This window comes from Desulfurispora sp., from assembly GCF_052744395.1.
On record NZ_JBRAJI010000014.1, the window covers coordinates 15397 to 34418 of the forward strand.

22 protein-coding genes are annotated in these 19022 nt (G+C 62.9%); 4 read left to right on the forward strand and 18 right to left on the reverse strand.

Annotation, left to right across the window (positions count from 1 at the left end; translation table 11 throughout):
* Nucleotides 1–13 precede the first annotated feature (13 nt).
* The 3 genes from ACUVTU_RS05500 to nadD form a co-directional block, all read right to left on the reverse strand.
* Nucleotides 14–1279 carry a CapA family protein gene (locus tag ACUVTU_RS05500; protein WP_445888957.1) on the reverse strand — a complete coding sequence of 422 codons (1266 nt, stop codon included), beginning with the start codon at nucleotides 1277–1279 and terminating at the stop codon, nucleotides 14–16.
* 177 nt (nucleotides 1280–1456) lie between these two features.
* Nucleotides 1457–1714 carry an RNA recognition motif domain-containing protein gene (locus tag ACUVTU_RS05505; RefSeq protein ID WP_445889001.1) on the reverse strand — a complete coding sequence of 86 codons (258 nt, stop codon included), beginning with the start codon at nucleotides 1712–1714 and terminating at the stop codon, nucleotides 1457–1459.
* Nucleotides 1715–1928: 214 nt separating this feature from the next.
* Nucleotides 1929–2576, reverse strand: a complete 648-nt coding sequence (nadD, locus tag ACUVTU_RS05510; RefSeq protein WP_445888958.1) for a nicotinate-nucleotide adenylyltransferase — start codon at nucleotides 2574–2576, stop codon at nucleotides 1929–1931.
* 101 nt (nucleotides 2577–2677) lie between these two features.
* Here nadD and ACUVTU_RS05515 point away from each other — a divergent pair, with 101 nt between their 5' ends.
* Nucleotides 2678–2857 carry a hypothetical protein gene (locus tag ACUVTU_RS05515; protein ID WP_445888959.1) on the forward strand — a complete coding sequence of 60 codons (180 nt, stop codon included), beginning with the start codon at nucleotides 2678–2680 and terminating at the stop codon, nucleotides 2855–2857.
* 13 nt (nucleotides 2858–2870) lie between these two features.
* Here the strand turns inward: ACUVTU_RS05515 and ACUVTU_RS05520 are convergent, their stop codons facing one another.
* The 3 genes from ACUVTU_RS05520 to ACUVTU_RS05530 form a co-directional block, all read right to left on the reverse strand.
* A complete protein-coding gene (locus ACUVTU_RS05520) occupies nucleotides 2871–3776 on the reverse strand; it encodes a ComEC/Rec2 family competence protein (protein WP_445888960.1) in 906 nt (301 codons plus the stop codon).
* A 150-nt stretch (nucleotides 3777–3926) separates the two neighbouring features.
* The gene (gene larE / locus ACUVTU_RS05525; RefSeq protein ID WP_445888961.1) at nucleotides 3927–4793 is read right to left on the reverse strand and encodes an ATP-dependent sacrificial sulfur transferase LarE; all 867 of its coding nucleotides are present in this window, start codon (nucleotides 4791–4793) and stop codon (nucleotides 3927–3929) included.
* A 5-nt stretch (nucleotides 4794–4798) separates the two neighbouring features.
* Complete coding sequence (locus ACUVTU_RS05530; protein WP_445888962.1) at nucleotides 4799–5389, reverse strand: flavodoxin family protein; 591 nt, start codon at nucleotides 5387–5389, stop codon at nucleotides 4799–4801.
* A 164-nt stretch (nucleotides 5390–5553) separates the two neighbouring features.
* On the opposite strand from ACUVTU_RS05530, the gene cotE reads away from it, so the two are divergent.
* From cotE to ACUVTU_RS05545, 3 genes are all read left to right on the forward strand, one after another.
* Nucleotides 5554–6066 carry an outer spore coat protein CotE gene (gene cotE / locus ACUVTU_RS05535; protein WP_445888963.1) on the forward strand — a complete coding sequence of 171 codons (513 nt, stop codon included), beginning with the start codon at nucleotides 5554–5556 and terminating at the stop codon, nucleotides 6064–6066.
* Between the two features lie 178 nt (nucleotides 6067–6244).
* Nucleotides 6245–7048: a polysaccharide deacetylase family protein gene (locus ACUVTU_RS05540; protein ID WP_445888964.1), complete on the forward strand. Its 804-nt coding sequence runs from the start codon at nucleotides 6245–6247 to the stop codon at nucleotides 7046–7048.
* Nucleotides 7045–7218, forward strand: coding sequence for a small, acid-soluble spore protein, alpha/beta type (locus tag ACUVTU_RS05545; protein ID WP_445888965.1), 174 nt, complete (start codon nucleotides 7045–7047; stop codon nucleotides 7216–7218). Before ACUVTU_RS05540 ends, ACUVTU_RS05545 begins: the two co-directional genes overlap by 4 nt.
* Nucleotides 7219–7231: 13 nt before the next feature.
* Here the strand turns inward: ACUVTU_RS05545 and ileS are convergent, their stop codons facing one another.
* The 12 genes from ileS to ACUVTU_RS05605 all read right to left on the reverse strand — a co-directional run bounded on the left by ileS (nucleotide 7232) and on the right by ACUVTU_RS05605 (nucleotide 18889).
* Complete coding sequence (gene ileS, locus ACUVTU_RS05550) at nucleotides 7232–10018, reverse strand: isoleucine--tRNA ligase (protein WP_445888966.1); 2787 nt, start codon at nucleotides 10016–10018, stop codon at nucleotides 7232–7234.
* Between the two features lie 165 nt (nucleotides 10019–10183).
* Nucleotides 10184–10471, reverse strand: a complete 288-nt coding sequence (locus tag ACUVTU_RS05555) for a DUF167 domain-containing protein (RefSeq protein ID WP_445888967.1) — start codon at nucleotides 10469–10471, stop codon at nucleotides 10184–10186.
* Nucleotides 10472–10481: 10 nt separating this feature from the next.
* A complete protein-coding gene (locus tag ACUVTU_RS05560) occupies nucleotides 10482–11246 on the reverse strand; it encodes a YlmH family RNA-binding protein (protein ID WP_445888968.1) in 765 nt (254 codons plus the stop codon).
* Nucleotides 11247–11342: 96 nt separating this feature from the next.
* Nucleotides 11343–11606, reverse strand: coding sequence for a YggT family protein (locus tag ACUVTU_RS05565; protein WP_445888969.1), 264 nt, complete (start codon nucleotides 11604–11606; stop codon nucleotides 11343–11345).
* Nucleotides 11607–11648: 42 nt separating this feature from the next.
* Nucleotides 11649–12452: a pyrroline-5-carboxylate reductase gene (proC, locus tag ACUVTU_RS05570; RefSeq protein ID WP_445888970.1), complete on the reverse strand. Its 804-nt coding sequence runs from the start codon at nucleotides 12450–12452 to the stop codon at nucleotides 11649–11651.
* 11 nt (nucleotides 12453–12463) lie between these two features.
* Entirely contained in the window at nucleotides 12464–12907 is a 444-nt protein-coding gene (locus ACUVTU_RS05575) for a cell division protein SepF (RefSeq protein ID WP_445888971.1), read from the reverse strand.
* A 70-nt stretch (nucleotides 12908–12977) separates the two neighbouring features.
* Nucleotides 12978–13682, reverse strand: coding sequence for a YggS family pyridoxal phosphate-dependent enzyme (locus ACUVTU_RS05580; RefSeq protein WP_445888972.1), 705 nt, complete (start codon nucleotides 13680–13682; stop codon nucleotides 12978–12980).
* Between the two features lie 15 nt (nucleotides 13683–13697).
* Entirely contained in the window at nucleotides 13698–14618 is a 921-nt protein-coding gene (locus tag ACUVTU_RS05585) for a hypothetical protein (protein WP_445888973.1), read from the reverse strand.
* Nucleotides 14619–14701: 83 nt separating this feature from the next.
* Entirely contained in the window at nucleotides 14702–15463 is a 762-nt protein-coding gene (gene pstB / locus ACUVTU_RS05590) for a phosphate ABC transporter ATP-binding protein PstB (RefSeq protein WP_445888974.1), read from the reverse strand.
* Nucleotides 15464–15619: 156 nt separating this feature from the next.
* A complete protein-coding gene (locus tag ACUVTU_RS05595) occupies nucleotides 15620–16324 on the reverse strand; it encodes a response regulator (RefSeq protein WP_445888975.1) in 705 nt (234 codons plus the stop codon).
* Nucleotides 16325–16418: 94 nt separating this feature from the next.
* On the reverse strand, nucleotides 16419–17243 hold the full coding sequence (gene pgeF, locus ACUVTU_RS05600; protein ID WP_445888976.1) for a peptidoglycan editing factor PgeF: 825 nt from the start codon (nucleotides 17241–17243) through the stop codon (nucleotides 16419–16421).
* A gap of 89 nt (nucleotides 17244–17332) precedes the next feature.
* Entirely contained in the window at nucleotides 17333–18889 is a 1557-nt protein-coding gene (locus ACUVTU_RS05605; RefSeq protein WP_445888977.1) for an MBL fold metallo-hydrolase RNA specificity domain-containing protein, read from the reverse strand.
* Nucleotides 18890–19022 lie beyond the last annotated feature (133 nt).

Sequence of the window (19022 nt, forward strand, 5' to 3'; positions counted from 1 at the left end):
CTTTTGCCGATAGTCATTCCGGGATTTGCACCCGGCCGTCCGGGGCCAGTTTCAGGCCCCAGGGCCGGCTGACCTGCTCCAGGTGCTGGTAGATCTGGCGAGCAGTTTTGCTATCGGCCAGCTGTACTCGCCCGTCGCCCAGCACAGTGGGGATGACCCGCAATTCCACCGGCCGGTCCCCCTTAAAATCCACCTGGAAGATGGCTCCTCGCCAGGCCAGGGGCAGGCGGGAGCGGGTGAAAAGAAAGTTGCCGGCGCTGTAGATGACGGGCCTGCCCTTGTATACCTCCACCCCCTGCAGCACATGGGAGTGGTGGCCCAGGATTACGTCGGCCCCGGCCTCCACCAGGCGGTGGGCCAGGTGCACCTGCCATTTTTCGGGCACTGTTTTGGCCTCCTGCCCCCAGTGCAGGCTGACTATCAGAATGTCCACCTGCCGGGCGGCCTGCGCCACCCGCTGCACGGTCCGCTCCCAGGGCCAGAGGGCGGCCACCCCGGGCGTTTTGGTCCCGGCCACCCAGGATACAGCCGGCACCACCCCGCTGAAGGCCAGCACCCCAATTTGGCTTCCCTGTACTTCTTTAATCAGCAGTTCCCCGGCCGCGGCAGCGTGCGGACCGGCTCCGGCATAGTCAAGGCCCGCTTTTTTCAGGTGCTGCAAAGTGTCGAGCAGGGCCGGGTGCCAGTAATCCAGAATATGATTGTTGGCCAGGGTGACCGCCTCCACCCCGGCCTTTTTCATCCCGGCCAGCAGGGCCGGAGGAGCCCGAAAGGTAAACTGCTTTTGCTGGCGCACTCCCCGGGTGCTCACCGGGCATTCCAGGTTGCCCACAGTGAAGTGATCCCCGGTGAGATAAGGACGCACAGCCTGCCAGGGGTAGTCGGGGCCGTAACGGGCGGCCTGAGAGGCAATGCGCTCGCCCAGCAGGATGTCGCCCAGCAGGCTGATGGTCAGGCGGGGCGGTTCCTCCGGTACCTCTTTCCCGGGCAGCGGCGTGCCACCTGGCCCGGCTGGCCCGGCCGGTACGCCGGGAGGCTCTTGCTGGATAGCCGGAGCATTTAAGTCCGGCCCCGGCGAACCCGCCGGCAAATGCACCTGCGGCGAAGCCGGTTCAGGCGGGCTGGCCAGGGCAGCGGTCGGCGCAAACAGCAGCCCCCGAATACCGAACACCAGCAATAGCAATACCGCACAACCAATCATCCGGTGGGACAAAACGGCAGAAAACGGTATCAAACTGCCCCTTTCCGGCATCCTGAGCCCCAATAGCCAGCCAGACATAACTCCCACCCCGCACACATCCGGAAGATTATTTATCTCTATACGATGCTGTTGCCAGCATTATACCCATCCTGCCCGGCCCGGGGCAACCGCCGCCAACACAAAAAAACCTCCCGCAAAAGGAGGTTTTTCCACCCCACCGGCCCCTGGCCGGCCTTTGGCCCTGTGCAGCGCCCGCTACTGCAGGGGCCGCTCTCTATCCCGGGCCTCGTTCACCGTGATGGTGCGGCCGCCCAGCTCGCTGCCGTTCAGCGCAGCAATCATCTGTTCGACGGCTTCGTCGGCCACCTCGACAAAGCCGAAGCCCCGCGAGCGGCCGGTTTCCCGGTCGGTGATGATCCGGCTGCTGATCACTTCCCCGTAGCGCGAGAAAACCTGCTGCAGTTCCTCGGCGCTGGTTCCCCAGGGTAAATTGCCCACATAGAGCGTTTTCATATTGATCTGGCTCACCTCTTTCCCCCTGAACAAGCTGACATTCTACTTTCCCGTGCCAGTATTATTTGCAGAAAAAAAGCCGGTTAAACCGGCCGGCTGATGCTATTTTTTATGCGCCCTGGTATATCTTGGCTGACAAAACCTCCCCGCCCTGTGCTATAATAACTTTGATCTTAAAATAGCAATTAATTAGTCTCACCCCGGCAGCGCGATTTCAGCTGCCCCGGTAAAGCACCTGCCGGTAGATGTACTCCTCCACCGCCTCGGGCAACAGGTATTTCACCGGCCGGCCCTCCCGCACCCGCTGGCGGATGTCGGTGGATGATATGGCCAGGGCCGGCACCTCCATGGTCAGGATGCGCCGCAGCAGCGCCTCGGGCAGGGAGGCCAGGTTTTGTCGCAATTGCCCCAGCTGGTAGCCCGGCCGGGTGGCAGCAATGAAGATGCAGCTCTCCAGCAGCTCGGTCACCCGGTGCCAGCTGAGGATTTCCAGCACGGCGTCGGCCCCGGTGATAAAAAAGAGCCGGGCGGCGGGGTAGCACCGCTGCATGGTCAGCACCGTATCAATGGTATAGGAGGGGCCCCGGCGGGATATTTCCATATCCGAAACCTTAAAGTGCGGGTTGCTGGCAATGGCCAGCCGCACCATGGCCAGCCGGTGCTGCGGCGGGCTGATCCGCCGGTCTTCCTTGTGCGGCGGGCGGTAGGCCGGCACAAAGATCACCTGTTCCAGGCCGAAAAAATGCCGGGCGTTTTCCGCTGTTACCAGGTGCCCGTAGTGAATGGGGTCGAAGGTGCCGCCCATAATGCCAATGGCCGCCGGCCCACCCTCTCCCGGATGCTTTTCCCGAATCCAGTCCATAATAGGTTCTTCTCCCGCTGTTCTGTCCCGGCGGAGGGCCGGATTTTCCCGCATCGGTTCCGCCGGGCTACCATGTGCCGACACCCACAGGAGGTGAAAAAATGCACTGCAAAGACTGCCTGCACTATAAAGAATGGCGGGCCACCAGCATAGCCACCTGCCAGAAAAACCAGCGCAGCGTCTCCCCCACCGACCGGCCCTGCGATGAATTCGTGCTGCGCCGGCACCTGACCGATGAATGGGGCCAGAAGGCCAGCAGCGGCAGCTGCTGTGAGCGCTGATGCCGCGCCGGAATTAGTTGTGTTTTGCGGTACGCACAGCAATAGTTTTTCCGTCACAGGTGAAAACAATGGTGCCGTCCTGATCCGTGCGATAGACACGGATTTTATTTTTGATCAGCCGCTGCAGAGTCTCGCGGTGGGGGTGGCCGTAGTCGTTGCCCCGCCCGGCGGAAATGACTGCAATTTGCGGCCGCACCGCCCGCAAAAAGGCGTTGCTGGTAGACGAGTTGCTGCCGTGGTGGCCCACTTTCAAAACATCGGCCCCAAGCCGTGCTTTACTGCTCAAGAGGGCCTCTTCCACCTGCCGCCCGGCATCACCGGTAAAGAGAAAGCTGCTTTTGCCGTAGCTCACCCGGGCGATGATGGAATGGTCGTTGACCTCATCGAAGAACAGCACCCTGCGGGGATCGGGCCAGAGGATTTCTACTTGCAGCTCCTGATCGCTCACTCTGTCTTTCAGCAGCACCTGACCGGCAGCCGGGCTGAGCACTTTCAGGCCGCGCTGCCGCACTGCCCGTAATACATCGTGGTACGATTTGGTGTCGTAAGATATTTCGGGCATGTATACCTGCCGCACCGGAAATTTTTGCAGCACGGTGTCCAGGCCGCCGATGTGATCTTCGTGGGGATGGGTACCAATCAGATAGTCAATTGATTGCACTCCGGACCGGTGCAGGTAATCCACAATAAACGGGCCGTCCTCATTGTTGCCCGCGTCAATGAGCATGTTCCGGCCGTCCGGCAGTTGCACCAGGATACTGTCGGCCTGTCCCACATCCAGCACATGTACCAGCCGGCAGCCAGTCGCCGGACCCGGCCCCGCCACCCCGGCCGGGGTGGCCGGCTGGTTTTTTAAGCCGGTCAGCTGACACCCCGCCAGCCAGATCAGCAATGCTACCAGCAGCAGGATCCCGGCCAACCGGCCAATGCTGCGCCTGCTGCCACTTTTACATAAAAGCCCCATTTTCGGCATGGTTCCGCGCTGTCAGCGCCCAGTCACTCCTCTCTCTCCAGCCTGCTCCGGTAACCGGCTCCCGCCCGGCAGCCTACCCCATCCACCGGCCCCGCGTTACCGGCCCGGCTGTATCCCGGCATCCCAGCTACCGCTCCGGTAACCGGCCAGGTCCAGCACCACCCGGTCAAAACCCAGCCCGTGCAAACCGTCCAGCACGGCGCAGCGCACGGCCGGCTGCACGGCCCGCGCCAGTTCATCCGGCGCCAGCTCCAGACGGGCCATTCCCGGCTCGCACCGCACCCGCACCAGGCCAAAGCCCAGCCGGTGCAGCAGTTCCTCGGCGGCGGCAATCCTGTCCAGCAGTTCCCGGGAAAGGGGGGTATGGTAGGGAATACGCGTACACAGACAGCTTTCGGCCGGCTGCTGCCAGTTGGGCAGTCCCCAGTGCCGGGCCAGCCGGCGCACCAGGGCCTTGTCCAGACCGGCCGCCGCCAGCGGGCTGGCCACACCAGCTTCGACAAGCGCCTGCCGGCCGGGCCGGTAAGCGCCGGCGTCACCGGTATTGCTGCCTTCCACCACCCCGGCCAGGCCGCGCCGGGCGGCCAGGGCCTTAAGATCGGCCAGCAGGATCTTTTTGCAGTGGTAACAGCGCCGGGGCGGGTTGGCCAGGAAATCCGGGTCCTCCATCTGCCGGCCGGGCAGGGCCAGCCAGTCCGCCCCCAGCTGCTGCGCCAGCCGTCCGGCCTGCTCTACAGCACCGGGCTTGATGAAGGGGGCGTCCTGGGTCACGGACAGCACCCGCTTTCGCCCCAGGGCTTTGAGCGCCGCGGCCAGCAGCAGGGTGCTGTCCACCCCGCCGGAAAAGGCTACCAGCACACTGTCATAACCGGACAGCACCCGCAGCAGGCGGTTAGCCGCTGCGGTCAGTTCCGGCAGCGGTTGCTCCGCGGTTTTCCCTTCCCTGTCAGCCTGATACTGCACTATGGTCACTCCCGCTGCTCATGAAGTGAAAGGGTGAAATCCCGGCCAGCCTGGCGCACCTGGCGCAGAGCCCCGGCTAAAGCGGTGATTTGGCCCGGCCGGTCCACTCCCGGGAAGGCCAGGTGGCCGGTCAGTTCCATATTAACCACATAGCAGAGGTTTTTCAGCACGGCCAGAGCGTTCTGGCAGTAGCCGGCCGTGGGCCGCCCGCCCACGCAGAGGTAAAAGCACTTTTTCCCGGGCGGCAGGGGCGGGCGGTCCAGCACAAAGCGACGCGCCCAGAGGGCCTGGCAGCGGTCGATGAAGGCCTTGGTCTGGGCGTTGATGGTGCCGAAATAAACCGGCGCGGCCAGCACCAGGCCGTCCGCCCGCTCCAGAGCCCGGTACAGACCGGTCATGTCATCCTGCACCACGCACTCCCCGTCCTGCTCACAACCGCCGCAGGCCCGGCAGGGGGCGACATTCAGCCGGGCCAGGTTAAACAGTTCCACCCTGCCCCCGGCGTCGGTCACCCCCTGGCAAAAGGTTTCCAGCATGACCGCACTGTTGCCCAGCAGCCGGGGGCTGCCCAGCACGGCCATAATCAGAGGGGCCATCGAGGCATCACCATCCGCACTTTCTTACCAGTATAAACCGCCGCCGGCCTGCTGTCACCATATGAATCCGCCCACCTGGAGAACTTTCCGTCCCTGTAACAACCGCCGGGTGTGGATCATAGTATATGGTGATATTTTCTCAGCTAAAGGAGGGACGATGTCCGGTGAGCGAACAAAACCTGCCCGATGCACGGCCCCTGCCCACCCGCAGCGGATACCGGGAAATTATTACCAAAGCGGTCTGCGGATCGGCCCGAAAATTTTTCCGGTACACCCAGCAGTTCAGCCCTGCCGGGGCAACCGGAGTGCACCAGGTGCTGGGCACCGCCATCACCCAGGTCAGCCTGCGCGAACCCGAAATAGTGACCGGCAGTGACGGTACCGGCGTGCGCATTGACGGCATCTTTGAGGTACACATCTGGTACGCTGCCGAGGGCGGACGCAGCACCGACCTGATCAAGCAGGCCATCAATTTTGAAGAAATCATCTCCCTGCAGGACTTCGATACGCAGAGCCAGCAACTGCTGGGTGCCCGGGCCAGCCTGATCAAGGCGCCGGTCTGTCAGGAGGCGAAAGTTGTCGATGGACGCATCCGGCTGGATTTCGAGCTGGGAGTTTATGTGGAAGTGCTGGGCGAGACCAAAGTGCGGGTAAAAGTGCTGGAAATGGAAGCATAACCCGCCGGCTGCGGGCCCTGCCAGAATATGATGGCCTTCTCAAATTTTGAGAAGGTTTATTTTTTTTCTGCCGGCACAAGCTATTTTATGTCCACACCGCATGGCCCGCCATTCCCGCACCGGTTTCTAGAATAACCAGCCTTGCTCTGGCGCGCTGTGTTAAAGGAGCTGACAGGAGTTGTCCAGAACTTCCTCAAAACAACGCTTCCGCCCAATCATCATCTTGCTGTTCGTCCTGCCCGCCCTGCTCCCGGCAGCCGTCGCTTTCAGCTGGCCCGGCAGGAGCCCGGTCACCGCCGGGAACACACCCGCCGAAAGCCCTCCGGCCACAGTGGTCATCAGGGTGGACACTGCGGAGCCGCTGCTGGCCCTAACCTTTGACGACGGTCCCAGCAACACCTTTACGCCCCAGGTGCTGGAGATACTGGCCCGATACCGGGCCCGGGCCACTTTTTTTGTGGTGGGCCGGCAGGTAGAACGCTCCCCCGCTCTGGTAGCCCGCATTCACGCCGCCGGGCACGAAATTGGCAACCACACCTTTTCCCACCCTTACGGATTCAAGTCGGCGGCCCATCTGGAACGGGAACTAACCGCCGCCGCCAGCGCCATATACCGGGTCACGGGCCGGCAGCCGGTGCTGTTCCGGCCACCCGGGGGGCACATCAGCCCCGCCCAGCTCCAGGCCGCCAGGCAGCTGGGCTATACCGTGGTCGGCTGGACGCCGGCCGATGACGCCCGGGATTGGGCCGGGACCCCGCCCGGGCGCATTGCCGAACGCATCACCCACCATGTGCAAAAAGGTGACATATTGATCTTCCACGATTGCGGCGGTGACCGCACCAATTCGGTGCAGGCGCTGGAGCTGGTGCTCCAGGAACTGCAAAAGCGCGGCTTTGGTTTTGTTACGGTTTCCGAGCTGCTGCGGGCCGGATCGCCGGTACCTCCCCGGCTGCCGCAGTCCGAAGGGGGGAGAAAAGCTTGAGTCGTAAAGAGAAAAGCGCCGCCGAGCGGCGCAAAGAAGCGCTGAAATGGGAAATCGCCGCCGAGCTGGGGCTGCTGGACAAGATCCGCAGCCAGGGCTGGGGCGCCTTAAATGGCGTGGAGAGCGGCCGCATTGGCGGCCTGCTGGCCCGGCGGCTGCGCCAAAGCTGACCTGGCTTGATCCTTAACTACTTGCCCCCACCACCGCGGCGCAGCGCGGGCAGAGGGCAGGGTGTGCGGCATCATGGCCCACGACCGGATGGTACATCCAGCAGCGCTGGCATTTCTCGCCGGCCGCCCGCTGTACCTGCACGGCCAAACCGGGCAATTCCTCGGCACTAGAGGCGCCGGACGGTGCGGGGCCAGAGGCCAGCTCAACGCCGGAGACGATGAACACCGCGGGCAGTTCCTCCTGCAGCGGCTGCAGGAATTCCCGCAGGGCACCGTCGGCATAAAGCTGCACTGCCGCCTCCAGGGAGTTGCCAATCAGTTTCTCCTGACGGGCCTTCTCCAGGGCGCGGGTGACCACGGCCCGCACGGCCAGCAGTTTCTCCCATTTTTCTTCCAGTTCGAGATCCAGATAGTCCTGATTCACCCGGGGCATGTCCAGCAGCTGCACGCTGACGGGCTGCCCTTCTGTTTTGGGCATGTAGCGCCAGATTTCCTCACTGGTGAAGGCCAGCACGGGAACCAGCAGGCGCACCAGCACGTCCAGGATGTGGTAGAGCACGGTCTGGGCGCTGCGCCGGGGCAGGCCGTCCGGCCGGGTGGTGTACAGGCGGTCCTTGATGATATCCAGGTACAGAGCGCTCATGTCCACGGTGCAGAAGTGGTGCACGGCGTGGTAGACCACGTGGAACTCGTAATCGCTGTAGGCCTGGAGCACCTTTTCCATCAGGCGGTGGGTTTTCAGGAGCGCCCAGCGATCGATTTCCAGCAATTGCTCGTAAGGAACTTCATCCCGGCCCGGGGTAAAGTCGTAAAGGTTGCCCAGCAGGAAGCGGCAGGTGTTGCGAATTTTGCGGTAGGCCTCGGCAATCTGCTTTAAGATGTTGGGCGAAACCGCCAGGTCGCCCCGGTAGTCGGCCGAGCTCACCCACAGGCGCAGCACGTCGGCACCCAGCTGCTGGATCACCTGCAGGGGGTCCACCACATTGCCCAGCGATTTGCTCATCTTGCGGCCCTGTTCGTCCACCACGAAGCCGTGGGTGAGCACGGCCCGGTAGGGGGCCTGACCGGTGACGGCCACCGCCGTGGAGAGGGAACTGTTGAACCAGCCGCGGTGCTGGTCGCTGCCTTCCAGATAGAGGTCGGCCGGCCAGGTCAGCTCGGGCCAGTGCTCGGGCTGCTGCAGGACGCCCAGGTGACTGGAACCGCTGTCAAACCAGACATCCATAATGTCGGTTTCTTTGCGGAAAGTGCCGCTTTTGCATTCCGGGCAGGTCAGGCCCGGCGGGATGAGCTCTTCCGCCGGGGAGGCAAACCAGATATCCGAACCGTGTTTTTTGAACAACTCCTGCAGGTGGCTGATGGTCTGCTGCGTGATCACCGGTTTGCCGCAGGCGGTGCAGTAGAAAATAGGGATGGGCACGCCCCAGGTGCGCTGGCGGGAGACGCACCAGTCGCCCCGGCCGGCCATCATGTTGTAGATGCGGTCGCGGCCCCAGGCCGGGATCCATTTCACCCGGTCGATGGCCTGCAGGGCAGCCTGGCGGAACCCCTCCACCGAAGCAAACCACTGCTCGGTGGCCCGGAAAAAGACGGGTTGCTTACAGCGCCAGCAGTGCGGATAGCTGTGGGTAACCTGCCCGGCCGCCAGCAGGGCGCCCTGCCGGCGCAGGGTGTCGATAATGCCGGCGTTGGCTTCGTGATAGAGCTGCCCGGCAAAGGGACCCGCCTGGGCGGTGAAGCGACCCCGGCCGTCCACGGGCGACAGCACGTCCAGGCCATATTTCTGCCCCACCAGAAAGTCCTCGTGCCCGTGCCCGGGCGCAGTGTGCACGCATCCGGTACCAGCTTCCGGGGTGACGTGGTCGCCCAGAATGACCGGCGAAGTGCGCTCAATGAAGGGATGGCGGCAGACCACATGCTCCAGCTCGCTGCCTTTGTATTCGCGCACCACGGCGGCGTTTTCCAGGCCGGTGGCCGCCTGGAAGCTGGCCGCCAGTTCTCTGGCCACCACATATTTTTTGCCGCCGCAGTCCAGCAGCACATAGGTGAATTCCGGGTGCAGGCAGATGGCCAGGTTGGCCAGCAATGTCCAGGGGGTGGTAGTCCAGATCACAAAGCTGGTATCCTGTTCGGGTACCAGACCCCGGCCGTCCTGGACGGCAAAGGCCACATAGATGGAAGGCGACTTTTTGTCGCTGTACTCCACCTCGGCCTCGGCCAGGGCGGTCTCGCAGTCCGCGCACCAGTACACGGGCTTTAGGCCCTTGTAAATGTAGCCCCGCCGGGCCATTTCACCGAAGACGCCGATCTGGGCGGCCTCAAAATGGGGCATCAGGGTGAGGTAGGGACGCTGCCAGTCGCCCCGCACCCCCAGGCGCTTGAATTCTTCTTTCTGGATTTCCACAAATTTCAGGGCGTATTCTTTGCAGCGGCGGCGGAATTCCAGCACATCGGTTTTGTGCCGGCTGATACCCAGGGCCTTGATGGCCTGCTGCTCAATGGGCAGGCCGTGGGTATCCCAGCCCGGCACATAGGGGGAATCAAAACCGCTCATGCTGTGATACTTTACCACCATGTCCTTGAGCACCTTGTTCAGAGTGTGCCCCAGGTGGATGTGCCCGTTGGCGTAGGGCGGCCCGTCATGCAGGATGAATTTGGGACGGCCGGTGTTTTTGCGCTGCACCAGTTCGTAAATGTTTATTTCTTCCCAGAATTTAAGTATCTCGGGCTCGCGCTGGGGCAGATTGGCCCGCATGGGAAAGTCGGTCCGGGGCAGATTGAGTGTTTGGCTGTAATCCATGGGTTAACTCCTTCCAGCTGCTGATGGTTGTATTTGCACCGGCCTCTGGGGCCGGAATGCCTGACCTGCGGTAGTATGCTTGTGCAAAGGTACCAAAAGCGAAAAACCCGCCCCGGGCAAGCGTTCGGGCGGCACAGCGTGTTTCACGGTGCGGATGGGGATTTTTCACAAGCCCAGGCGCTGGCGCAACTGCTGCTCGTCCAAACCGTGCACGCGCACCAGCTTGCTGCGGCCGGTCTGGCCTTTCAGTATTTCCACCGCGCCCACCGGCACCTGGAGCAGTCCGGCCAGAAAGCGGCAGCAGGCCCGGTTGGCCTCACCGTCCACCGGCGGAGCGTTTAAACGGACTTTCAGGCTGTCCTCCCACAGGCCGCTCACCTCATTGCGGGCGGCCCGGGGCTGTACCCGCACCTTGAAGGTCACTCCCGCGGCATCGCTTTGCAGGTAAAGCATATCTACTCCCTCACAGATAACGGTGGAGCAGGATAAAGGTGCGGCCGCGCCGGGAGGTGCCTCCCGCGTCCACCACTTTGATCCGGCCCCGGCCGCGCAGCGAAATTACGTCGCCGGCCTGCACGTGTTCGGACGGGCTTAAACATTCCCGCCAGTTCAGCTGCACATAGCCGGCGGCGATAAAGGGCAGAATTTTGCTGCGGGACAGACCGAAACCGGCCGCCGCCACGGCATCCAGGCGCAGTGAAGCCACACTGGCCTTGATTTCCCGGTAGGCCCGGTCGGGTACCACCACCAGCTCTTTTTCCAGCGGGCGCACCGTGACCGGCCAGATGGACACGGCGGTAAGCTGTTCCTGAATCACCCGGGCCACTTTCCGGTCGGCAAAAACCAGGGCCCGTTCTCGCTCCACCAGAATGTCACCCAGTTTTTCCCGCCGGATCCCCAACCCCAGCAGGGCCCCCAGGTAATCGCGGTGGGAAGGCGATTTGTCACCAAAACTGCCGGCAATCTCCAGGCAGGCAATCTGGCTGTCGGCCTGCTGCTCCGGCCAGTCGGGGGGGAACAGCACCAGGCGCTGCCGCTCGGCGCCGGGATAGCCGCCCTCCGCCCGCAGCGCCACTCCGGTATGGCGGGCCAGGTGGGCCTTTAGCCGATCCAGGCTGGCCGGATCCAGAAAGTCAGTGACGGCCGGACGCCCTTTGCCGGCAACCTGGCGGGCCAGATCCTGTCCGCGCTTCAATAGTTCCTGCTCTTCCACTTTTATGTACTGCAACCTCCTGAAATTGATCTCCTTCCGCACCGGCACCAGCACTCCAGTACCCGCCGGCCAGTGGTGCTAAAGCCCGAAATCTGACGCCCAACGCCGGTTTTACAACCCCACGCTGCGGATCAGCCCAATGATCAGCTGGCGCAGCAGTTCCAGGGCGAAGAAGGCAGCAATGGGCGAGATGTCAATGACGCCCAGAGGAGGAATGATGCGCCGAAAGAAGCCCAGCACGGGCTCGGTGACTTCGTAGATGAAGCGGATCACCGGCTGGTAGGGGTTGTGCCTGACCCAGGACAGGATGATGCGGATGAAGATGAGCCAGGTGTATACTTGAAAGGCTACATTAACAATAAAGTCCAGTCCCATTGTCCACCGTTCTTTCTATTCTCACTTCTAACTTCTCACATCTCACTTCTCAATCTCCCGGCAGCGGCGGGCTGCTGCTGCCACTGCCCGGTAGAGGACGCCGCGCAGGGCCCCTTCTTCCAGGGCCTGCAGGGCGGCAATGGTGGTGCCGGCCGGAGTGGTCACCTGATCCTTGAGCGCCGCCGGGTGCTGGCCGGTTTGCCGGACCAGGCGAGCAGCCCCCAGCATGGTCTGGGCGGCCAGCTGCAAGGCGGTGCTGCGAGGCAGGCCCTGGGCCACGCCGGCATCGGCCATTGCTTCAATGATCAGGAACATATAAGCCGGACCGCTGCCGCTCAGCGCGGTCACCGCCGGCATCAGGTTTTCGGGCACTTCCACCACCGTACCCACCGCCTCCAGCAGCCGGCGGGCCAGTTCCAGATGCTGCTTTTGGGCATACCGGCCGCCGCAGATGGCGGTGGCCGCCTCCCCCACCAGGGCGGCAGTGTTGGGCATAGCCCGCACCACGGGCAGCGGGCGGCCCAGGGCCTGCTCCAGCTGCGCCGTGCTCACACCGGCAGCAATGGAGATGACCAGCGCTCCTTGGGCCAGGCTGCCGGACACCTCGGCCAGCACCCCGGCCACCAGGTGGGGTTTTACTGCTACGATCATTATATCCACCGCAGCGGCCAGTGAAGCATTGTCGGGCAGCACGGGCACGGCAAATTGCCCGGCCAGCCAGCGGCGGCGGTTTTCGTCTATATCGGTAACGTACAATCTTTCCGGGGCAAAGCCGCTTTTTAACAGACCGGCCAGCATAGCTCCGGCCATGGCTCCGCCGCCCAAAAAGCCCACTTTTAAGTCCACTGTGTCTTACCTCACCGTCCCAGCCAGGGCAGGCCGGTTTTTTCTTTGATTTGATCCCGGATTTCGCTGGTGATGTCCATATTACTGGGCACGCACAGGAAAATGCCGCTGCCCACCTTTTGCAGGCTACCGTTTAAAGCATAAATGGCCCCGCTTAAAAAGTCAATCACCCGCCGGCCCATTTCCGGGTCGGCCTTTTCCAGGTTGACTATAACCGGCCGGCGGTTTTTCAGGTGATCGGCCAGGGTCTGCACATCGTCGTAAACCCGCGGCTCGGCCACCACCACCCGCACCTGGCGCTGGGCATGCAGGCTGACCACCTGCCCCCGGTTGCGCCGGGCCGGCAGCAACTGTTCCTCCTGGTACTCCTCCTGTTCCAGGTTTTCCGCCGCTTCGTCTTTTTCATCATCAAACCCGAAGATATCCATCACTTTACCCATGATCCCCCGCGCCACACTGCATACCTCCTTAAATAATACCCTTGTATCGGCCTGCTAATGTTATCCTGAAACCGGCATGCTGACCTCAGGCACCGGCCGAACCGGGCCAGCCAAATATGGCCGAACCGATCCGGACCAGGGTGGCCCCCTCCTGCACAGCTACTTCAAAATCGTTGCTCATACCCATGGACAGGATGCTCAAATCCAGCCCGGGATGCCGGGCCTGCCAGTCCTCCGCCAGCCTTTTCAGCTGCCGGAATACCGGCCGGGCTTCCTCGGCCCGGGCCACCAGGGGGGCCATGGTCATAAAGCCACACAGTTCCAAAGCGGGCAGTTCCCGGGCCGCGGCCAGAAAGTCGGCCACTTCACCCGGGGAAAAGCCGTGCTTGCTTTTCTCCCCGGCCACATTGACCTGCACCAGGGCCCGGCAAACCTGGCCTGCGGCCTGAAAGCGCCGGCTGATCTCCTGCGCCAGGTGCCAGCTGTCCAGGGAGTGCACCAGGGCCACCCGGCCCGGCAGGTACTTGACCTTGTTGGTCTGCAGGTGCCCGATCAAATGCCAGACCGCCGGCTGCCCGGACAGCTTTTCCTGCTTGTACAGGAGCTCCTGGACCCGGTTTTCCCCCAGATGGACCAGCCCTTCCTGCAGGGCCTGTGCGGCCACCCCGGGCGAAACCATTTTGGTCACCGCCACAATGGTCACTTCGTCCGGATCCCGCCCAACCTGGCGGGCCGCCCGGGCGATTCGCTGCCTGATACCGGTTATATGGCGCCTTAAATCCTGCTGCATATTTCACCCGTCACCTTACTCCACCCGCTGCCCGGGCTTGACCCAGCCCGGGCCGGTAATGTAGCGCTGGCCTGCGGCCAGGGATGCCCCTTCAACCAGCAAGTATTTCCCGTCCCGCGCTTTTACTTCCACCGGTACCGCTCTGGCCCGCCGGCCGGCCACCACCAGCAGGCAATCCCGTCCATCCACCTGCCGCACACTGCCCTCTTTCACCACCAGGCCGCGCCGGTTTTCCAGCACCAGCCGGCAGGTAATGCGCCGCTGCACCACCAGATCCTGCGGGCAGTTTTCCAGGCGGAAAAAAACCCGGGTACCGGCCTGCCGCTCTTTGCGGGCGGCGAGGCTTCGCCCCTGCCACAGGATGGTCGACCAGTCCCCGTCCGGCAGCGCGGTGGCCTGCGCGGGCAGCCCGGCCAGCAGATACAGCGGCGCCAGGTTGTCGATGATTTTACCCGCCACAGCGGGCTGTCCGCCCCGCTCGGCCGCGTTTTCGGCCTGCTCGTCCAGAGCTGCCAACCAGTTCGGCGTGAGCAGATCCAGCTTATCCGGGGCCAGTACCCGTTCCAGGCCGTCGGCTTCCGGCCAGAAAATGCCGCTGGCCGGCGCGCTGACCATTTCCTCCACCTGGCCGGGCCCCCGGCTGATTTTACCCACCACCTGACCCCGGCGCACCCGCTGGCCCCGGGGAGCGAGGGGCTGAAAGCGCGCCCCTTCCGGCAGCGGCGGCCCGGGATATTCCTGTTTGATCAGATAACCCTCCAGGGGCAGGGTTACCAGCATGCTACCTTCGCTTAAAATTTCGATGCGCACCAGCTGGCGTAGCAAAAAGCCGTAAAGCTGGCTCGCCAGCAAACCCGCCAGCAGCAGTCCGGCCAGCCCGAGCAGCCAGACCCCGGGCTGCCGGGCCGGCGCTTTTGGTCTGCTTTTTCTGGTCAATTCACACCACTTTCCTTGAAGCGAAATTTATTCGACGCCCGGCATGGTAAATCCTGCAAAAAAAAGCCCTCCGGGGGCTTTTTTTAACCGAAACGGCCGGTGATGTAATCTTCGGTGCGCTTGTCCGCCGGCCGGGTGAATATTTCTACTGTCGGGCCGTATTCAATCAGTTCGCCACACAGGAAAAAGGCCGTGCTGTCGGAAACCCGTGCCGCCTGCTGCATGTTGTGGGTGACAATGACAATGGTGTAATCGTGTTTTAAAACCTGAATCAGTTCCTCTATTTTCAGGGTGGAAACAGGGTCTAAAGCCGAACTGGGCTCGTCCATCAGGAGCACTTCGGGTTCCACGGCCAGCAGGCGAGCGATGCACAGGCGCTGCTGCTGGCCGCCGGAAAGGCCCAGGGCCGGCTTGAACAGGCGGTCCTGCACTTCCTCCCACAGCGCCGCGCCGCGCAGGCTCATTTCCACAATTTCGTCCAGCTGGCGCTTGTTTTTGATGCCGTGGATGCGCGGCCCGTAGGCCACATTGTCGTAGACGCTCATGGGAAAGGGGTTAGGCCGCTGGAAAACCATGCCCACCCGTTTGCGCAGGGCCACCACATCGGTACCGGGAGCGTAAATGTCCTCCCCGTCCAGCAGCACCCGTCCGGTTACGCGCACGCCGCTGTACAGGTCGTTCATGCGGTTCAGCGTGCGCAAAAAGGTGGACTTGCCGCAGCCGGAAGGGCCGATCAGGGCCGTGATATGGTGGGGTGGGATCTGGATATTGATGTCATACAGGGCCTGAAAATCACCGTAGAACAAATTCAAACCGGTAACCGCGATCTTGTACTGTTCGCCCAAAAAACATCCCCCGCAAATTCATGTCCGCACGAAGTTTCACCTGGCTTAATGTAGCACAGGAGCTTTAGCTCTGTGTTAGCAATTGATTAAAAAGCGATTAAGGCAGCCAGCGACATATTTTGCCGGTTAACGCCGGCCGGGCCGTCCGGTTCACTTTTATTGCGGCAGGCGCTCACTGAAGCGGTAACCCACGCCGCGCACGGTCTCAATAAACTGCCCATTGCCCGCCACCTGCTCCATTTTTTGTCGCAAATGGCGGATGTGCACATCCACGGTGCGGGAATCGCCGGTGTAATCATAGCCCCAGATTTTTTCCAGCAAGTAGTCCCGGGAAAAGACCCGGCCGGGCTCGGCAGCCAGAAAGCGCAGCAGCTCGAATTCCTTGGGCGTCAGTTCCAGCCGCTGCCCGTCCAGCAGCACCTGATACCTTTCCTGGTCGATGACCAGCCGGCCGAAATCCAACCGGCCCTGCCCTGTCCTGGCGTCGCCCTCCCCGCGGCTGCGCAAGCGGGCCCGCACCCGGGCCATCAGCTCCCGGGGCGAAAAGGGCTTGGTTACATAGTCGTCGGCACCGATTTCCAGGCCCAACACTTTGTCCAGCTCCTCCCCCCGGGCGCTGACCATGATTACCGGAATGGCAGCAGTAGCCTGCTCCTGGCGCAGGCGGCGGCACGTCGACAGGCCGTCCAGGCCGGGCAGCATGATGTCCAGAATGATCAGATCCGGACGCTGCTGCCGGGCCAGCGCCAGGGCCTGCTCGCCGTCCGCCGCAGTGAGCACCCGGTAGGATTCTTTTTCCAGGTGAAATTTAATCAGCTCCAGGATGTGGTCGTCGTCCTCCACCACCAGCACAGTGGGCACAGTTCTCACCCTCCAAATTCTATCATCGAACACCTGACCAGCACAATCATCCTGATAATCGTCCTGACGTCCGATGTCCGGCGTCTGATGACCGTTACAGCAGGCGCAGCAGCGCCGCCATGCGCCCACACTGGCCGCGCTGGCGGCGGTAGGAGAAAAACAGGTCCTCCCGGCAGCTGGTGCACAGGCGAGCGGTGTAGATGTTATCCGCCTTCAGGCCGGCCTCCTCCAAGACCTGGCGGTTGGCCTGCCAGAGATCCAGGTGCCATTTGCCGGTTTCCGCCGGCCGGGCCAGGGACTGCATCTGGCCGGGGAAGGCCGCGGTAAAATGCCGGTGGACATCTTCCCCCACGGTGTAGCAGCAGGGGCCGATGGAGGGCCCGATCACCGCCAGGATGTCCGCCGGGCGGCAGCCCAGGGCGCTCTGCATGGCCTGCACGGCCCGGGCGGCAATTTTTTGCCGGGTGCCCTGCCAGCCGGCATGGGCCAGGCCGGCGGCCCGGCGCCGCGGGTCCAGCAAATAGACCGGTACGCAGTCGGCATAGAAGCTGGCCAGCACCAGCCCAGGCCGGTCGGTGACCAGGGCGTCGGTGTCGGGCAGGGCGCTGCTGTACTGCCGGGCCCCCGCCCCGCGCTGTGCCTCACCCACCACGGCCACGCCGGCCCCGTGCACCTGCTGCCCGGCCACCAGGTCGTCCAGGGAAGCCCCCAGCAGAGCGCAGGCCCGGCGGCGGTTTTCCAGCACATCCTGCTCCCGGTCGCCCACATGCAGGGCCATATTCAGGCTGCTGCAGGGGCCGCTGCTCACACCGCCCCGGCGGGTGGTAAAGCAGTGTGCCGCCACACCGCTGCTGTGCAGAAGATCAAAAGTGAGCACGGTAATGCCGGCCCGGCAGACTACTTGATAACCGTTGGGCATGGTATCCCTCCCTGTGATCCGGCACATCGTCAAATTGACTGAAAGATAGCACCGGGCCAGGCACGAGAATGCCTCCCGGACCGATCATCCTATGGAGCGGTGGTGGTTTCCAGCAGGCCGTTGAGCTGGGCCAGGGTGCGGGCGATGTCGGCATAGGTGCTGCTGGCCGCACCGCTTTGCAGCAGCGACTGCATCTTGCCGGCCACCAGCTCGTACAGCTGGCGCACCTGCTCGGCGGTCACGGTCAGGCCCGGCGTGAGCGCAGCGGTTTCCTGCCAGACCGGTATGTGCACAGTGTACCCCAGACGCTCTTTGATTAATCCGGCCAGGGTTTGCGCCGCCTGCGGCTCCCCGTGCACCAGAAAGACCTGGCGGGGCGGCGCGCTAAAAGCGCCCAGCCAGCCCAGCAGGGCCTCCTGGTCGGCATGGGAGGAGTAGCCGTCAATTTGCCGGATGTCGGCCCGCACGGCGATGTCCTCGCCGTGGATGCGGATTTGCTTGACTCCCTCCAGCAGCCGGCGGCCCTTGGTACCCTGGGCCTGGTAGCCCACAAAAAGGATGGTGCTCTCGGGACGCCACAAATTATGCTTTAAGTGGTGTTTGATCCGCCCGGCATCACACATGCCGCTGGCCGAGAGGATCACCGCCCCGCCCTTAATCTTGTTCAGCTCCAGGGATTCCCGGGCGCTGACCGTGTAGGTGAGACCGGGCAGCTGCAGCGGGTTCTCCCCCCGGGCGATCAACTGGCGGGTTTCCTCGTCGAATATATGCGGATATTTTTTAAAGACCTCGGTGGCGGCAACCGCCATGGGGCTGTCGATGTACACCCGCATGGGGGGAAACTGGCCAGCCCGCACCAGCAGGTTGATGTCATAGAGCAAGTCCTGGGTGCGCTCCACCGCGAAGGCGGGAATGACCAGGTTGCCGCCCTTGCGGTAGGTTTCCCAGGCCACCAGCTGCAGCATCTGCCGCCGGTTGCCGGCATCGCGGTGCTGCCGGTCCCCGTAGGTGGATTCCATGACCACATAATCGGCTTCGCGCACCCTTTCCGGATCGCGGACAAAGGGCTTGTCCCGGCTGCCCAGGTCCCCGGTGAAGAGCACCTTGGTCTGGGTCGCTCCTTCATAGACATATACTTCCAGCATGGCCGATCCCAGGATGTGGCCGGCATCAATAAACCGTACACTTACATCGGGGGTCACCCGTACCAGCTGGTTGTATTCCACCCGCACAAAATTCTCCAGGCAGGCGCTGACCTCCTCGGCGGTATAAATGGGCTCCACCAGCGCCCGGCCGGCCCGGCGGTTCTTGCGGTTTAAGCGTTCTACCTCCATTTCCTGGATGTGACCGCTGTCGGACAGCATGACCGCGCACAGGTCGGTTGTGGCCGCCGTAGCATAAATGTTTTTGCGAAAACCGTGCTTGACCAGCTTGGGCAGCAGGCCGCTGTGGTCAATGTGGGCATGAGTGAGCAGCACGGCATCCACCGTAGCCGGCAAAAAGGGGAAGCGGCCGTAGTTGCGCTCGCGGATGGCCCGGGGACCCTGAAACATGCCGCAGTCCACCAGCACGCGGCTCTGCCCGGTTTCCAGCAGGTAGCAGGAACCGGTAACCGTGCCGGCAGCTCCGTAGAAGGTTATTTGCATGAGCTTCTCTCCCTGTCAAAAGGCTGTGTGCAGTAGCGTACAGGAATATAAATTCCCGCCCGCCGGGGCAAATCCCTGCCGGCCGGCGGGAAAAATCTGCACCGGACTTGACTTTGCCGGACAAAAGCGCTAA

Coding starts and splice junctions, on each gene's coding strand:
- ACUVTU_RS05555 (WP_445888967.1), bottom strand. CDS start 10,471: ATGCTTTACCTGCAAAGCGATGCCGCGGGAGTGACCTTCAAGGTGCGG.
- ACUVTU_RS05565 (WP_445888969.1), bottom strand. CDS start 11,606: ATGGGACTGGACTTTATTGTTAATGTAGCCTTTCAAGTATACACCTGG.
- ACUVTU_RS05580 (WP_445888972.1), bottom strand. CDS start 13,682: ATGCAGCAGGATTTAAGGCGCCATATAACCGGTATCAGGCAGCGAATC.
- ACUVTU_RS05530 (WP_445888962.1), bottom strand. CDS start 5,389: ATGGCCCCTCTGATTATGGCCGTGCTGGGCAGCCCCCGGCTGCTGGGC.
- ACUVTU_RS05505 (WP_445889001.1), bottom strand. CDS start 1,714: ATGAAAACGCTCTATGTGGGCAATTTACCCTGGGGAACCAGCGCCGAG.
- ileS (WP_445888966.1), bottom strand. CDS start 10,018: ATGGATTACAGCCAAACACTCAATCTGCCCCGGACCGACTTTCCCATG.
- pgeF (WP_445888976.1), bottom strand. CDS start 17,243: ATGCCCAACGGTTATCAAGTAGTCTGCCGGGCCGGCATTACCGTGCTC.
- ACUVTU_RS05500 (WP_445888957.1), bottom strand. CDS start 1,279: ATGTCTGGCTGGCTATTGGGGCTCAGGATGCCGGAAAGGGGCAGTTTG.
- ACUVTU_RS05515 (WP_445888959.1), top strand. CDS start 2,678: ATGCACTGCAAAGACTGCCTGCACTATAAAGAATGGCGGGCCACCAGC.
- nadD (WP_445888958.1), bottom strand. CDS start 2,576: ATGGACTGGATTCGGGAAAAGCATCCGGGAGAGGGTGGGCCGGCGGCC.
- ACUVTU_RS05605 (WP_445888977.1), bottom strand. CDS start 18,889: ATGCAAATAACCTTCTACGGAGCTGCCGGCACGGTTACCGGTTCCTGC.